General features: G+C 36.8%; 14 protein-coding genes. 8 read left to right on the plus strand and 6 right to left on the minus strand.

The features are described from left to right. Window positions 1-57 precede the first annotated feature (57 nt). The 4 genes from BZG01_RS02635 to BZG01_RS02650 all read right to left on the minus strand — a co-directional run bounded on the left by BZG01_RS02635 (window position 58) and on the right by BZG01_RS02650 (window position 3,784). Window positions 58-822 (minus strand): hypothetical protein, encoded by a 765-nt coding sequence (locus BZG01_RS02635; protein ID WP_101308265.1) that lies wholly within the window; start codon window positions 820-822, stop codon window positions 58-60. 181 nt (window positions 823-1,003) lie between these two features. Beyond that, window positions 1,004-1,978 carry a biotin synthase BioB gene (gene bioB / locus BZG01_RS02640; protein WP_101308266.1) on the minus strand — a complete coding sequence of 325 codons (975 nt, stop codon included), beginning with the start codon at window positions 1,976-1,978 and terminating at the stop codon, window positions 1,004-1,006. 15 nt (window positions 1,979-1,993) lie between these two features. Then, a complete protein-coding gene (locus tag BZG01_RS02645; RefSeq protein WP_101308267.1) occupies window positions 1,994-2,353 on the minus strand; it encodes a hypothetical protein in 360 nt (119 codons plus the stop codon). 141 nt (window positions 2,354-2,494) lie between these two features. After that, a complete protein-coding gene (locus BZG01_RS02650) occupies window positions 2,495-3,784 on the minus strand; it encodes a type IX secretion system plug protein (RefSeq protein ID WP_101308268.1) in 1,290 nt (429 codons plus the stop codon). 208 nt (window positions 3,785-3,992) lie between these two features. Between BZG01_RS02650 and BZG01_RS02655 the strand changes: the two genes are divergently transcribed. The 7 genes from BZG01_RS02655 to BZG01_RS02685 all read left to right on the plus strand — a co-directional run bounded on the left by BZG01_RS02655 (window position 3,993) and on the right by BZG01_RS02685 (window position 11,197). After that, window positions 3,993-5,348: a Na(+)-translocating NADH-quinone reductase subunit A gene (locus tag BZG01_RS02655; protein ID WP_101308269.1), complete on the plus strand. Its 1,356-nt coding sequence runs from the start codon at window positions 3,993-3,995 to the stop codon at window positions 5,346-5,348. A 23-nt stretch (window positions 5,349-5,371) separates the two neighbouring features. Continuing rightward, window positions 5,372-6,556: an NADH:ubiquinone reductase (Na(+)-transporting) subunit B gene (locus BZG01_RS02660; protein ID WP_101308270.1), complete on the plus strand. Its 1,185-nt coding sequence runs from the start codon at window positions 5,372-5,374 to the stop codon at window positions 6,554-6,556. 113 nt (window positions 6,557-6,669) lie between these two features. Then, window positions 6,670-7,377: an NADH:ubiquinone reductase (Na(+)-transporting) subunit C gene (gene nqrC, locus BZG01_RS02665; protein WP_101308271.1), complete on the plus strand. Its 708-nt coding sequence runs from the start codon at window positions 6,670-6,672 to the stop codon at window positions 7,375-7,377. Between the two features lie 7 nt (window positions 7,378-7,384). Beyond that, the gene (locus BZG01_RS02670) at window positions 7,385-8,029 is read left to right on the plus strand and encodes an NADH:ubiquinone reductase (Na(+)-transporting) subunit D (RefSeq protein ID WP_101308272.1); all 645 of its coding nucleotides are present in this window, start codon (window positions 7,385-7,387) and stop codon (window positions 8,027-8,029) included. Between the two features lie 20 nt (window positions 8,030-8,049). After that, complete coding sequence (nqrE, locus tag BZG01_RS02675; RefSeq protein ID WP_101308273.1) at window positions 8,050-8,667, plus strand: NADH:ubiquinone reductase (Na(+)-transporting) subunit E; 618 nt, start codon at window positions 8,050-8,052, stop codon at window positions 8,665-8,667. Window positions 8,668-8,824: 157 nt separating this feature from the next. Further along, entirely contained in the window at window positions 8,825-10,084 is a 1,260-nt protein-coding gene (nqrF, locus tag BZG01_RS02680; protein ID WP_101308274.1) for an NADH:ubiquinone reductase (Na(+)-transporting) subunit F, read from the plus strand. Window positions 10,085-10,189: 105 nt separating this feature from the next. Next, on the plus strand, window positions 10,190-11,197 hold the full coding sequence (locus BZG01_RS02685; protein ID WP_101308275.1) for an FAD:protein FMN transferase: 1,008 nt from the start codon (window positions 10,190-10,192) through the stop codon (window positions 11,195-11,197). A 123-nt stretch (window positions 11,198-11,320) separates the two neighbouring features. On the opposite strand, the gene BZG01_RS21480 is transcribed toward BZG01_RS02685, so the two are convergent. Both BZG01_RS21480 and BZG01_RS02690 read right to left on the minus strand, forming a co-directional pair. After that, a complete protein-coding gene (locus BZG01_RS21480) occupies window positions 11,321-11,488 on the minus strand; it encodes a hypothetical protein (RefSeq protein WP_154675801.1) in 168 nt (55 codons plus the stop codon). A 93-nt stretch (window positions 11,489-11,581) separates the two neighbouring features. Then, the gene (locus tag BZG01_RS02690; protein WP_245870239.1) at window positions 11,582-11,893 is read right to left on the minus strand and encodes a hypothetical protein; all 312 of its coding nucleotides are present in this window, start codon (window positions 11,891-11,893) and stop codon (window positions 11,582-11,584) included. 287 nt (window positions 11,894-12,180) lie between these two features. Between BZG01_RS02690 and BZG01_RS02695 the strand changes: the two genes are divergently transcribed. Next, window positions 12,181-14,625 carry an alpha-ketoacid dehydrogenase subunit alpha/beta gene (locus BZG01_RS02695; protein ID WP_218972984.1) on the plus strand — a complete coding sequence of 815 codons (2,445 nt, stop codon included), beginning with the start codon at window positions 12,181-12,183 and terminating at the stop codon, window positions 14,623-14,625. The last annotated feature ends 806 nt before the right edge of the window (window positions 14,626-15,431 follow it).

Below are 15,431 nucleotides of genomic sequence, written 5' to 3' on the forward strand. Positions count from 1 at the left end.
TCATATTGGAAAATAATGAGTGCTATTGGCAGATTGATTATCCTATTGTAAAACAAGTCAACTATTGTGGGCTTTTAGCTTGTTTTTTGTCGCTTTTTCCTGCGTGTATTTTTTGTAAAATTTTCTTTGATATTCGCTCGAATACCTCTTTAGTTTTTCTTCATCGTTCCAGTAGGTATATTTTCCATAGGTGCGAATTTCGTCGACCAATTGTTTAAGGTAGGTATAGGCTCTGTCGCGCAACTGTTTTTCTGGTCTGTTTTTACTGTTTTTCACACCATCTACTTTATTCAGCAAATAGAGAAGTTCCTGAGAAAGTTGACTGGCACGGTCAATTTTAGCGGTGTTAAAATTAATGGCTTTCAATGGATCAGGATATTGTTTTGCAAAAGCAGGGTAGTCGCTCATGTCCTGAATCAAATCCATATTGCCATTGCCACCAAGTATGTTTTTTAGCGTCTTTAAAATTTCAGGATGGTTTCTGAAGGCAAACTGAAAATCGTGTTTTAATTCTTGTTGCAGCTGGCTGGCTTCATTTATTTTCACACTCCATTCCTTAGTGTTGGTTAAAGCCTTTTGATAAACCGCAGTCCATTCCGATTGTTTGTCTTGCAGAAATTTAGCTCTTGGTGTAAGATCATTAATTAAATCTTCGCTTAATCCTTTTGTCAAAAGGTCTTCTTTATCTTCCATTGCATATTGATGAAGTTTTCCAGCCTCGCCAACACAAACTGCGGCTGGAATTGTTGGCAAAACAATTTTGTCTTCAGGAATTTCAAGAACCAATTCTTTAATCGTTTTTGTGGCTGTTATATTCGTCATTTTTGCTGATTTTTTTTGATTGATTTAATAATCAGATTCATCGTTTTATTTCATTTTGGCGATTAAATGTATAAAACATATGTTAAAGTATGGAGCAATTTTAAGAGAAAATTTAGAATGAAAAAAAAAAGGGACATGCAAAAAGCATATCCCTTCTAAATTATAATGTATAGGTATATTTCTATCCCTCCAAAGTAGTCAGCTCCTGATAACGGGTTGGTATCATTCCAATGGTATCCAGTAAATGCTGATCTTCGTTAACGGTCATGTTTTTTACGGTAAGCAGTTTATCTCCGAAAAAGATGGAGTTTGCTCCGGCAAGAAAACAAAGCGCTTGTCCTTCCTGACTGTAATGTGTGCGGCCGGCAGCAAAAGCGATTACTGCTTTTGGCATTAGAATACGGGCAGTTGCAACGGCACGCACCATTTCAAAAATACCGATGGTTTCTTTTCCGAAAAAGGGAGTTCCCTCAACCGGCACCAGTGAATTCAACGGAACGTTGTAAGGGTGTTTTTCCTGATTCGAAAGCGTGCGAAGCATTTCAATTCTATCTTCGTCGGTTTCGCCCATCCCCAAAATACCGCCGGAACAGTAAGAGATACCCGCTTCCTGCAAATTGGCAAGAGTTTCGAGTCTTTCACTGTAGGTTCTGGTTGTGGTAATGTTTGGATAGTGACGCTCCGAAGTATCGATGTTGTGATTTACGGCAGTAATTCCCAAATCAGCTAATTTTGCAGCTTTTTCTTTGTTGATCATTCCCATGGTACAACAAACCTCAAGTCCAAGCTTTTTCACTTCGGTAATCATCTCAGCCATTTCGTCGAAACGGTCATCACGATTTCCATCTCTGCCGGCAGAACTCAAACAAACACGTTTTACACCGTTTTCTTTGGCAATTTTGGCTTCTTCCAGAACCTGTTCCAAGCTTAATTTTACAGGTTTTACATGTGTGTTGTAACGGGCCGACTGGGCACAATATCTGCAATCTTGCGAACATGCTCCGGTACGAACCGAAATTAAGGTGTTCATGTTCATCTTTGTAGAATCGTGGTGCTTGCGGTGGATGTTGGCTGCTTTGTTCACCAAATCCAGTAATGGCAGGTCGTAAATTTCTTTAACCTCTTTGTAGGTCCAATTGTTTCTGATATCACTCATAACTTAGGTTCTTTTTTAGTTTCTAAAATTGCTGGAATAAGAAATAGTAGAAAGAACCTTATTCGTTTGTTGATGAGGTTCAGTCTGACTGGTTTTGGCTGCATTTTGGTTTTGCAGCAGCATAACTTGCATGAGTTCGAAGCACAAGGCTTCCAATTCATCAGTCTCATTCTTATCCCTGCTGTTTAATGGTACATAGCAAAATCCGGAAAAGCCGCACTCAGTTGATGGAACCAGTAAATTATAACTGGTGTTGATACAGGAAATTGTAATTTCCTTGTTCATGCTGGCAAAAGCAGCATAGCCTTTTCGGCTCCATCGTCTGAATACCTGCGGGTCCGATTTGTATCGACCTTTGTTTGTAACAGGGTTCATATTTTATATTTTTTTTTATTAAAGAGAAAACAAGATAGTGATTCTCTCTATTTCGGAGTCAAAAGTATTCTTTTTTTTTAAGATCGAAATGCTTTTACAACATAAACAGATTTGTGGGGTAGGGACATTGCAATTTATGCTTTAAAATTTGGCAGTTGAATTAAGCGTTTGGCAGCCAATCAGCATATCGTAATTCAGGGCGATATCATGGTAGTAAACGTAAATCACATAGTTGTTTTCTGTTTCCCAATGCGAGCCTTCCATATAAGTCAGGTCAGGTGTCTTTTTTCCATTTTCAAGTAAGGCGTACTGATAATTGTAGTATCCTTGTTTTAAGAAAATTGTTTTGCGGTAGCTGCCGGTATCAAAATCGTACTCCATTTTGTTTTTATCAGAACAAGTCCAATTACAGAAGTTGCCGTACACATAAAGGTCTCCATGTTTAATTTCATTATCGAACGGCAGCCAAAATGTGACATTGCAATAGTCTGCTTCGGTGGATGGTTCGTCTCTTTCCTGAACATCAATTAAAAACCGGCCGTTTAAATCCTGCTCGTAAATGTACTGTTTAAAATGACGGTTGTTTCCGGCTGTCAGCAGAACATTTGTTTGTTCATTCTCTTTGGTAATTTCTTTGATATAGCGGGTTTGGTATCTCAGACTTTTCAAATCAAAATTTCGAAATTCGTTGCCTCCCGGAAAAACATTTTCCATTTCGTAATCAAAAACCAATTCATTTTTACGGATAAAAAGAGGTTTTAGGTTTTTCTCACTTCCATCCAATCTTCCGTTTTGAGTTAGTACAACTTGTAAATCAGCATGAGGATTATCAATATTAAAATTTGGATGAAGAATACTAAAATCGACCTCCTGATGTGTTTCTCTTAAATCAATTGCAATTGGATGTTTTACATCTCCTTTAATTTCAACTTTCGAATCCAAAAGCATAAACCGTTGCCGGATAATTACTTTTTCAGGATCGAAATCTTCATAAATTTCAAGGATGTAATTGCCTGATAGTTTTAATTGTATCTCGTTATTGGGGATTTTCAGGGAATAATGAATAAAACCAATATTGGTAGTAAAGGAATGTTCGTAATCCTGAATCTGGTTTTCTGTAAAACCATCAATAAAATCGAATTCACTTAAGCCGGAATTGTGCCAATCTGATGTGCAATGGATAATTTTGTAGGAGTAATCCTGAATATTTTCTGTAATGTCATCAAAAGAAAAAAGGAGTTGATTATCTCCATTAAGTTCTATAATTGGTTCTGTTAGTTCCCAGTTAACCGGATGCATCTGAACAGTATGGATGCTTTTTTTTATTATTTCATTAAAATAAACAGTCTCAGATTCAGAATTGTAAGCAAACAATCCCTTTGGCAGGATAAGAAATACAATGCTTATGTAAACAACTAGATTTTTATGCATTTGAATATGTATATATGCTGGTTAAAAATAGAACAAATGACTTCAAAAATACAAAATTGCTTTATATATTTGTGTTCGAAAATTTTACGACTCCTTAAAAATGATGTGCATAGCGTTCAATAACATATAGTGTATCAGAGTAAAGATTGTGAATTAGAGATTAAATTAGTTATTTTTGATGCAAATTAATAAATTCAAATAGTTTAACATGTCTGAAGTTAAAAAGATCAAAAAAGGCTTAGATATTAAGCTGGCAGGAAAGGCTGAAAAGGTACTTGAAAAAGCTGATCGTTCTGAGACATACGCCATTAAACCATCCAATTTTCCCGGATTAACACCTAAATTAAAAGTTAAGGTAGATGCTGAAGTAAAAGCAGGAGATTCTCTGTTTTTCGATAAGTACTGTCCTGAAATTAATTTTGCTTCTCCGGTTAGTGGTAAGGTTATTGCCGTAAATCGTGGAGAGCGAAGAAAGATTTTAGAGGTAGTGATTCAAGCAGATGCTGAGATTCAATACCAGGAGTTTAAAAAGGCTGACCCTAACGTACTTTCCCGTGAGGAGATAAAGGAAGAGTTATTGAAAAGTGGTCTTTGGGCATTTGTTCGTCAACGTCCTTACGATGTGATTGCGAAACCTGAAGATACTCCGAAAGCAATTTTTGTTTCAGCTTTCGATACGGCTCCATTGGCCGCGGATATTGACTTCCTTTTGGAGAGTGAAGCCGCAGCATTTCAGGCGGGTCTTGATGCTTTGGCAAAATTGACTGATGGAAAGTTATATTTAAATACGAATCCTAATCTGAACCAAAGTAAAACTTTTTCGGGAGCTAAAAATGTAGAAATACGACAATTTACAGGTGTTCATCCTGCAGGAAATGTTGGTGTTCAGATTCACCACATTAGCCCGATGAATAAAGGTGAAGTGGCTTGGGTTATTCGTCCGCAGGAAGTTGTTTTCATCGGAAGATTATTCACAAAAGGCATCTACGATGTAAGTCGTAAAATTGCACTTTGCGGATCTGAAGTGAAAACCCCATGTTATTTTGAAACAATTTTGGGAGCATCTGTACGAAATATCTTAAAAGGTAAATTGAAAGATGATGAGAAAATCCGCGTTATTTCAGGAAATGTTTTAACAGGAGAACAAATCTCTGAAGATGGATTTCTTAACTTTTACGACTCACAAATTACCGTTATTCCAGAAGGAGATAAATTCGAATTTTTAGGTTGGGCATTACCTGGTTTACAGAAATTCTCAATGTCGAAAACATTCTTCTCTTGGTTAACACCAAATAAAGAATACCGTTTGGATGCTAATCTTCATGGGGAGCATCGTGCTTTCGTAATGACAGGTGAGTACGACAAGGTATTACCTATGGATGTGCTTCCACAACAATTGGTTAAATCTATTATGATTGAGGATATCGATCAAATGGAACAATTGGGAATATACGAAGTTGCTCCGGAGGATCTTGCCTTATGCGAATTCGTTTGTACATCGAAAATTAATGTACAGGATTTGGTTCGTAAAGGAATTGATCTGATGATTAAAGAAATGAGCTAAGAAAAAACGGATAATATTATATAATGAAAGCACTAAGAAAATTTCTTGATAAAAAGAAGCCTTTATTTCAAAAGGGTGGGAAGTTTGCAAAGTTGCAGTCGTCTTTCGAGGCATTTGAAACTTTTCTATTCGTTCCCAATATTACATCCCATACCGGTACACATATAAAAGATGCCATTGATTTAAAGCGTACAATGTCGATTGTTGTTATGGCTTTAATTCCAGCATTACTATTTGGGATTTACAATACAGGATACCAGCATTTTCTATCTGTTGGCGAGCTTGCGAATACTGATTTTTTAGATATTTGCGTTTATGGTTTGATTAAAATCCTTCCGATTATCGTTGTTTCATACGTGGTTGGTTTGGGTATTGAATTTGCATTTGCACAAATGCGGGGTCATCAGGTAAACGAGGGTTTCCTTGTTTCCGGTATGCTGATACCTTTAATAATGCCGGTTGAAGCACCTCTTTGGATGGTGGCCGTATCCACTGCATTTGCTGTAGTAATTGGCAAAGAAGTATTCGGGGGAACCGGAATGAATATTTGGAACCCAGCTTTGGTTGCCCGTGCATTCTTCTTCTTTGCTTACCCATCAAAAATGTCTGGTGAATCAGTCTGGATTGCAGAAAAAGCGGATAGCTTTTCAGGAGCAACACCATTGGCACATGCTGCCAATTTGGTTGATGTAAAAGGTGACGCTGCAGTTACTCTTTATCAACAACATCTTTCAAATGTTTGGGATATGTTTGTTGGTTTCATTCCAGGATCAATAGGAGAAACATCTACGATAGCTATTCTAATTGGAGCAGTCATTTTAATTGCAACAGGAATTGGCAGCTGGAAAATTATCGTTTCGGTATTTGCCGGAGGATATGTAATGGGAATGCTTTTCAACCTAATTGGCGGTAATGCTTATATGGAGTTAATTCCTGCATGGCAGCATCTAATTATGGGTGGTTTTGCTTTTGGAGCTGTATTTATGGCTACTGATCCGGTATCGGGGGCGCAAACAGCCAGAGGTAAATATATTTATGGCTTCCTAATTGGTTTCCTTGCTGTTTTGATTCGCGTATTGAATGCAGGTTTCCCGGAAGCCATGATGTTATCGATTCTACTGATGAATACTTTTGCGCCGCTAATTGATCATTATGTGGTTCAAGGAAATATCAAAAGAAGATTGAAACGGGTTAAGGTGAGTGCTTAAACAAATAATCAATTAGAAAATGAAACGAGCCATGACTGAAATTTTATCGGAACAAGTACAGGTAAAATATGGCGAGTTCCATGTGGCAATTAAAAATATAAATTATTAATCACATGAATACTCAAAGCAATACATATACATTTCTTTATGCCTCCATTATGGTGGTGTTAGTTGCGGCGGTTCTTTCTTTTGCTGCTTTGCAACTTAAGCCACGCCAAACGAGGAATATCGAAATAGAGAAAAAGCAAGACATTTTAAAAGCTGTCAATATTGCTTCCACTCCTGAAAATGCAGAAGAGTTATACAATCAATTTATTGTACAATCTTTTACTGTTAATGCGAATGGAGATATTACTTCGGAAGATAAGAACGCAACTTTTGCTGTGGACTTGAAAATTGAGAACAAAAAGAAATTGGAAGAAAGAAAATTACCGGTTTTCATTTTTAAGAAAGAGGGAATTGGGGAGAAAATGATTATTCCAATTAGAGGTAGAGGAATGTGGGGACCTATTTGGGGCTTTGTTTCTATGGAGCCGGATGGAAAAACCATTTATGGCGCTACATTCGGAAACAAAGGGGAAACTCCTGGTTTAGGTGCTGAAATTTCAAAACCTGAATTTCAGAAACCATTTTCCGGAAAACAAATTTTTGATGAGACAGGAAAGTTTACTTCTTTAGCTTTGGTTAAAGGTGGTGGTGCTGTTGGTCATCCTCACGAATTTGATGCAGTATCCGGTGGAACTGTTACTTCAAAAGGTTTAGAGGCAATGCTTCGCGAAAACCTAAGCAGTTATGAAATGTATTTAAAATCTTCAAAATAAGCACGAGATGAGCGATAAAGAACCATTATTCTCCGCTAAAAATCGGAAATTGCTGAAAAATCCATTGAGTAGCGACAACCCGATTACCGTACAGGTATTAGGAATTTGTTCAGCTCTGGCAGTTACAGCAAAGTTGGAGCCAGCAGTGGTGATGAGCCTGTCTGTTATGGCTGTGACTGCATTTGCTAATGTTATTATATCATTATTAAGAAATACAATTCCTTCACGTATTCGTATTATTGTTCAGCTTGTAGTTGTAGCTGCATTGGTAATCGTGGTCGATCAGGTATTGAAAGCTTTTGCCTACGAAGTTAGCAAGCAACTTTCAGTATTTGTAGGTTTGATTATTACCAACTGTATTATTATGGGACGTTTGGAAGCTTTTGCTCTTGGTAATAAGCCATGGCCAGCCTTTCTGGATGGAATTGGTAACGGTGCCGGTTATGGTGTAATTTTAATAATTGTAGCTTTCTTCCGTGAATTGTTGGGATCAGGTGCAATTTATGGATTTCAAGTGGTACCGAAAGCCTTTTATGATATGGGATATCAAAACAACGGTTTAATAATTCTTCCTCCAATGGCATTAATTACTGTAGGAATTATTATTTGGGTTCAAAGATCCAGAGATAAATCTTTAATTGAGTCGAACTAATCGTAAAGAAAAATCGAAACATGGAAAATCTGATTAATATATTTATCAAGTCGATTTTTATCGACAACATGGTGTTCGCATTCTTCTTAGGAATGTGTTCGTATCTGGCTGTTTCAAAAACAGTAAAAACTTCAGTGGGTCTTGGTATCGCTGTAATTTTTGTTTTGGGAATAACAGTTCCTTTAAATTACCTGCTAAACAAATACATTCTGGTTAGCGGAGCTCTTACCTGGGTAGATCCTTCATTTAAAGATGTTGATTTAAGCTTTTTAAGTTTTATCATGTTTATAGCAGTAATTGCTTCTTTGGTGCAGTTGGTTGAAATGATTGTAGAAAAATTTGCTCCGGCTCTTTATTCTTCTTTGGGTATCTTTCTTCCCTTAATTGCGGTTAACTGTGCAATTTTAGGAGGATCTCTTTTCATGCAGGAAAGAGACTACGGAACTTTAGCAGAAGCAACTTCATTTGGTCTTGGATCAGGTATTGGTTGGTTTCTTGCTATTATTGGTATCGCTGCAATTCGTGAAAAAATCCGCTACTCAAATATTCCTGCTCCATTACGTGGACTTGGAATTACATTTATTGTAACAGGTTTAATGGGAATTGCATTTATGAGCTTTATGGGGATCAAACTCTAAGCTTTTAACTAATTATGAATTATAATTTATGAGTTATAATTGTAAATTATAGAATACAGGTTATTTGTTTGATTTGAAAATCAATATCATTTGTACAGATAAGCCCTAATTCTTAATTAATAATTAATCATTCATAATTTTAAAAACTGGAATAGAGATGATATTATTAACAACACAGGGAACAGTTATTGCCACAAGTATTGTGATCTTCCTACTTGTGATCCTGGTACTGGTTTCTATCCTTTTGTATGCAAAAAAGAAACTGACTCCATCGGGAGAGGTTACTATTGATATTAATGAAGGAAACCTAAAATTGGTTGTAGAGCCAGGCAATACCCTATTGGGAACTTTAGGAGCTCAAAAAATATTCTTACCATCAGCTTGCGGTGGTGGTGGAACCTGCGCAATGTGTAAGTGTCAGGTTCATGACGGAGCAGGTAGTATATTACCAACAGAAACAGGCTATTTTACCCGCAAAGAAGCTCAGAACGACTGGCGTTTGGCTTGTCAGGTAAAAGTAAAAGAAGACATGAGCATGTCGATTCCTCAGGAAATTATGGGAATCAAGAAGTGGGAGTGTACTGTGGTTTCAAATGGTAACGTAGCTACTTTTATTAAAGAGTTTGTAGTTAGATTGCCGGAAGGTGAAATTCTTGATTTCAAATCAGGAGGGTACATTCAAATTGATGTTCCTAAAATCGATGTTGACTTTAAGGATATGATTATTGAAGATAAGTATCGTGGAGAGTGGGAGCAATTTAAGATGTTTGATCTTAAAATGAAAAACCCGGAACCTACATATCGTGCTTATTCAATGGCTAACCATCCTGCCGAAGGAAATATTGTAATGTTGAACATTCGTATTGCAACTCCTCCGTTCGATCGTGTAAACGGTGGTTGGATGAATGTGAATCCGGGTATTTGTTCTTCTTTTATTTTCTCTCGTAAACCAGGTGATAAAGTTACTGTTTCAGGACCTTACGGTGAGTTCTTTATCAAGGAGACTAACAACGAGATGATGTTTATTGGTGGTGGTGCTGGTATGGCTCCAATGCGTTCTCATATCTTTCACTTGTTTCATACAGTGAAAACGGGTCGTAAGGCTACTTTCTGGTATGGTGCACGTTCATTAAAAGAAGTGTTCTACGCAGATCAGTTCGATGCTATCGCTGCTGATTTCCCTAATTTCGAGTGGCACTTAGCTCTATCTGAGCCTCAGCCGGAAGATAATTGGGAAGGACCAACTGGATTTATTCACCAGGTGATTTACGACAACTACCTATGCAAACATGAGGAGCCGGAAGATGTTGAGTATTACCTTTGCGGACCTCCAATGATGAATTCAGCTGTTACAAACATGCTGTATGAATTAGGAGTACCAGACGAAATGGTTGAATTTGACGATTTCGGATCGTAATTTATAATATAACAAGCCTCGGATTCTTCGAGGCTTGTTTGTTTTTATAAGCTTGATTACTTTTGTTTCACTAATATCCTTTAAAATACGAACTATTCTTCAGTCATGAGAAATTTATTTAATTCATTCGTTCTTGTCGGTATCCTGATCTTATCATCTTGCCAAAACAATAGTAAAAATTACTATTTCGATGAAGGGCAGATATTTGGCACTTTTTATCACATCACTTACGAGTACACAGGCGACGAGAGTCTTCATGATAACATAATGGCTAAGTTAGAAGAATTCGACCTGTCTCTGTCCACTTATAAGCCTCAGTCGGTCATTTCGAGGGTAAACACTAACGATACAAGTGTAGTGCTGGATCACTATTTTCTAACAACCTTTAAAAGAGGAGAAGAAATTTCGGGGATTACGAATGGTGCATTTGATATGACTGTTGCACCTTTGGTTAATGCCTGGGGTTTTGGATTTAAGAATAAGCTCGATCCTGATATGATTCCTGTTGATAGTTTGCTGGAAATTGTTGGCTATGAAAAAGTACGTTTGATAAATGGGAAAGTTGTAAAGGACGATCCCAGAATAATGTTCGATGCTAGTGCTATTGCAAAAGGATATGGTGTTGATGTTGTTGCCGATCTTTTGGAATTAAATGGTGTTAGTAATTATATGGTTGAAATCGGAGGTGAAATTCGCGCTAAAGGTAAAAATGATAAAGGCAGAATCTGGCGTGTGGGTATTGATAAGCCAATTGATGATCCATCTACTATGTCAAGAGAAATACAAGAAGTAGTTCAAATGGAAAACGGAGCTTTGGCAACCTCAGGAAACTACCGCCAATTTTACATTAAGGATGGGAAAAAATACGCTCATACAATTGATCCCCGCATAGGATATCCGGTTCAGCACAGTCTTCTTTCGGCCTCAGTATTTGCACCGGATTGTATGTCAGCCGATGCATATGCAACCAGTTTTATGGTATTGGGATTGGAAAAAAGCATTGAAATTGTTGAAAAAGATTCACTATTGGAAGCTTATTTTATTTATGCGGATTCTTTGGGCAATTATAAAACCTATGTAAGCGAAAAGTTAAAGGATTCACTCATAAAGTAAATTGAATTGATGATAAGGAGGGGGCAAAAAATTATCGGTTTTCGATTTCCGCAGCTTGGAAAATAAGTAGTTGTTATGAAATAATACAAACAACGGGAAATAAAAAACCGATAACTCAATTCCTTATTGTGTATCACAATTTTCCTTGTCCGGATCGGTGCAGTTACAAGAACCACAGCTACCACCGGTAAACTTTGCATTTTTATCGAATAACAACTTAATGCCAATTCCGATAAAAGCAAGCAGCAATAGAAATAGTGATAGTAGTAATATCTTAAAAAACACTGCCATTTTAAATTAGATTTAAGGATACTCCGGTTAAGGATACGATTGTAAGATTAGATGGTTCTATATCTAATGTTAAAAATTAAATTTATTTTCGGCTTATAGAGATTTTAATTCTTTCTCTAAAAGTGTTAATTGTTTGAATTGAAGCGATTTTTTGGCTTTAGCTTGCTCCATTTTATCTTGTGAAGTGGCACATCCAATTCCTCTTTTCTTCAAATCTTTATTATTTCCAATATGGAGTTCTGGAAATTTACCATTCTTTTTAACCAATATAGTAATAGCAAAACCTGCAAAGCCAATTGCCAGAAGAAAGCTTGTTATAAGTACGACTGTAATCATTTGAATAGTTCTTAATTTTTTATAAAAAAGAGCTGTAAAAGCCTTTAAATTATTTTCGTATAATACCAATTTATTATTTGTTGACAACAACAAGAGTATTACATTAGTAATACAAATAAATTAATAATAAGTAGTTATTATTCACTAACAAAGATATCATTTCGGTATTGTTCTTCCAAACAAAAACAGATTTAAAGGTCTGTAAATACTTGGATGAAATCTTCTTATTTAGAATAATTCTTGCTAAATTTGATCTAAATTTAACTGATGGATATTCTGTTAAATAAACACACTAACACATCTTTGTTTGCAATTGCAAGGGGGAAAAGCTTTGCAGACTAATAACGCAAAATTATATGTCGGAAATGGTAAAAGAAGACAAGGAGACAAAAAAAGAAAATTTGTCATTCAACGATTTTACAACTGAGGTACTGGAAGATTATCGAATTGCCAATGTTAGCCGCCAGTTAAGTATATGGGGGCGTAAGGAAGTATTAACAGGTAAGGCGAAATTTGGAATATTTGGGGATGGAAAAGAAGTTGCTCAGATAGCTATGGCCAAGGCCTATAATAATGGCGATTGGCGCTCTGGATATTATCGCGATCAAACTTTTATGCTTGCCTCCGGTATGTTATCAAGTGAGGAATTTTTTGCTCAATTATTTGGTGAGACCAGACTGGATAAAAATCCGGCTAATGGTGGGCGTTTAATGAATAATCATTATGCATCCCGAAGTTTAAATGAGGATGGAAGCTGGAAAAATTTAACAAATCAGAAAAATTCATCCGCTGATATTTCACCAACAGCGGGTCAAATGCCAAGATTACTTGGCTTGGCTTACGCATCAAAAATGTTTCGGCAGAACAAAGAATTACACAATTTTCCTGAGTTTTCAGATAAAGGAAATGAAGTGGCTTTCGGTACAATAGGAGATTCAAGTACTTCCGAAGGTCATTTTTGGGAAACCATTAATGCTGCCGGTGTTCTGCAAGTGCCTATGGCTATGAGTGTCTGGGATGATGGCTGGGGGATTTCAGTTCCGAATAAATATCAAACAACAAAATCGAATATATCAGAAGTTCTTAAGGGGTTTGAAAAGGATGAAAATGGAGATGGTTATTTAATTTATAAGGCGAAGGGATGGGATTATGCTTCGCTTTGTAAAATGTATATGGAAGGTGTTGAACTTTGCAGGAAAAACCATGTTCCGGTATTATTTCATGTGACAGAAATGACTCAACCCTTAGGGCATTCAACCTCGGGTTCGCACGAGCGTTACAAAACTAAGGAACGTCTTGATTGGGAAAATGAATACGATCCAATTAAAAAAATGAGAGAGTGGATTCTTTCCCTTGAATTAGCGACAGAGGAAAGCTTAGACGAAATTGAAAATGCAGCTCTGGAAGAAGTAAAAATGGCAAGAAAAGCTGCTTGGAAGTCTTTTTCTGATCCAATATTAGAAGAAAGAGATGCATTGATTGAATTGGTTAAGAATGCCGGTTGCGATTGTAAAAAAACGGAGCGAATTGATAAAATTGTAAATGATCTCAAAAAGCTTATTCATCCGGTTCGAAAGGATAATTTTACGGCAGCAAAGAAAATACTGCGTTTTATTTGTAGTTCATGCGAAAGCTTCAAACCTTTAAAATCGCAGTTGCAGTTGTGGCTTAAAAATTCTCTTGAGGAAAATCATGAACGATACAGCAGTCATTTATACAGCGAGACTGATTTAAGAGTGCAAAATATCAAAACTTGTGCTCCTGTTTACTCCGAAGAATCAAAAATGGCAAACGGACGTGAAGTGCTTCGCGATAATTTCGATAAACTTTTTAGTAAATATCCTTTACTGTTGACTTTTGGAGAAGATACCGGCTTTATTGGCGGCGTAAATCAGAGTTTAGAAGGAATGCAGAAAAAATACGGCGATCTTAGGGTTACAGATACAGGAATTAGAGAGTCTACAATTTTAGGTCAGGGAATTGGTTTGGCACTAAGAGGCCTGCGTCCAATTGCAGAGATACAGTATTTCGACTATCTGCTATATGCCCTGCAAACCATGAGTGATGATTTGGCTACATTGCAATACAGAACCAAAGGAGGTCAAAAAGCTCCGGTAATTATTCGTACCCGCGGTCATCGTTTGGAAGGAATTTGGCATTCGGGTTCACCTCTAAGTATGGTGATTAACTCAATCAGAGGAATTCATGTGTGTGTGCCAAGAGATATGACTAAGGCGGCAGGCTTTTACAATACGCTTTTGGAATCGGATGAGCCGGCGTTAGTAATTGAGCCACTAAACGGCTACAGATTAAAGGAAAAAATGCCTGATAATTTAGGCGAGTTTAATACTCCATTAGGGATACCTGAAGTTTTAGAAGAAGGAACTGATATCACATTGGTTACTTATGGATCATGCGTGCGAATTGCAGAAGATGCAGTTAAGCAATTGAAAGATTTTAATATTTCAGTTGAACTGATTGATGTTCAGACTTTATTACCATTTGACATTAATAGTCGAATTCTTGAATCGGTAAAGAAAACCAACCGGATTGTATTTTTCGATGAGGATGTACCTGGAGGTGCTACTGCCTTTATGATGCAGAAGGTGTTGGAGGATCAGAATGCTTATTATTATTTGGATTCAGAACCGAGAACTATTACTGCTAAGGATCACCGGCCAGCATATGGTACCGATGGAGATTATTTCTCAAATCCTAATGCCGAGGATGTATTTGAGATAATTTATGACATCATGAGAGAATCAAATCCTCAGAAGTTTCCACCTATTTATACGAATTAAGAAATTATTTTTTTAATTGAAGAGACTGGATTATTAACCGATTCAGTCTCTTTTTTTGTTAAAAATTGTTAATTATGAGATTATTCTCATAATGATGTCACCCTTTTTTTTGATCAACCTGTTATAGTATTGTTCGAGAGGATCTATAGGGGAGATTCTCGAATATTTTAGTTAGTGATTGTTGGATACAATGTGGTAATTCTAGACAACAAACCAATTCTAAAAGGGCTCCAAAATATATGGGGTAACAGCTATCCCGAAAGGGATAGCTTCTCTTTTTCGAAATAACTATAGATTTTCACGCAACCTTTTTTATTATTTTGATCATTATATTATTTGGGTGTTTTTATCATTCGCTCAAGAACCTTTCTTGGTTATTTTAGGGGTATTCCAAGATTTCTGGAAATAATTGATTGTATGTGGTAGTTCAATTAATTATTAATTCTAAAGGGCTCCAAAATATATTGGAGTTGCAGCCATCCCGAAAGGGATGGCTGTTTTTAGTATGTCGGGCATGGTAACGTGCTATCAAGATGAAACGTTCTTGAGTTCGCCGAGTTGACAGGAAGAACTAGCAATTGGCAAGGGTGTTGGGGGCGACCCCAAATCTGAAGGAAGCCATCAGCAAAGTCATCGTTCTAACGAACAGAAACTTGATATAAGGCTTATTAGTGTGGGTAACCGAGCTATGGATTGGGAAAACCCAAAAGTCAACCGTAACCACTAAGAGTAAATCAAGTAGGACGTGACGAAAGTACGTTATCTTATCCCGAGAGATCTCATAACCTGTTGTCCAAAACAACAAA

Source organism: Labilibaculum manganireducens, assembly GCF_002843385.1.
In the GTDB taxonomy this organism is placed as follows: Bacteria; Bacteroidota; Bacteroidia; order Bacteroidales; family Marinifilaceae; genus Labilibaculum; species Labilibaculum manganireducens.

Bases quoted from the DNA above. Each gene is read 5' to 3' on its own strand.
- BZG01_RS02635 (WP_101308265.1), bottom strand. From the start codon at position 822: ATGACGAATATAACAGCCACAAAAACGATTAAAGAATTGGTTCTTGAA.
- bioB (WP_101308266.1), bottom strand. From the start codon at position 1,978: ATGAGTGATATCAGAAACAATTGGACCTACAAAGAGGTTAAAGAAATT.
- BZG01_RS02645 (WP_101308267.1), bottom strand. From the start codon at position 2,353: ATGAACCCTGTTACAAACAAAGGTCGATACAAATCGGACCCGCAGGTA.
- BZG01_RS02650 (WP_101308268.1), bottom strand. From the start codon at position 3,784: ATGCATAAAAATCTAGTTGTTTACATAAGCATTGTATTTCTTATCCTG.
- BZG01_RS02655 (WP_101308269.1), top strand. From the start codon at position 3,993: ATGTCTGAAGTTAAAAAGATCAAAAAAGGCTTAGATATTAAGCTGGCA.
- BZG01_RS02660 (WP_101308270.1), top strand. From the start codon at position 5,372: ATGAAAGCACTAAGAAAATTTCTTGATAAAAAGAAGCCTTTATTTCAA.
- nqrC (WP_101308271.1), top strand. From the start codon at position 6,670: ATGAATACTCAAAGCAATACATATACATTTCTTTATGCCTCCATTATG.
- BZG01_RS02670 (WP_101308272.1), top strand. From the start codon at position 7,385: ATGAGCGATAAAGAACCATTATTCTCCGCTAAAAATCGGAAATTGCTG.
- nqrE (WP_101308273.1), top strand. From the start codon at position 8,050: ATGGAAAATCTGATTAATATATTTATCAAGTCGATTTTTATCGACAAC.
- nqrF (WP_101308274.1), top strand. From the start codon at position 8,825: ATGATATTATTAACAACACAGGGAACAGTTATTGCCACAAGTATTGTG.
- BZG01_RS02685 (WP_101308275.1), top strand. From the start codon at position 10,190: ATGAGAAATTTATTTAATTCATTCGTTCTTGTCGGTATCCTGATCTTA.
- BZG01_RS21480 (WP_154675801.1), bottom strand. From the start codon at position 11,488: ATGGCAGTGTTTTTTAAGATATTACTACTATCACTATTTCTATTGCTG.
- BZG01_RS02695 (WP_218972984.1), top strand. From the start codon at position 12,181: ATGTCGGAAATGGTAAAAGAAGACAAGGAGACAAAAAAAGAAAATTTG.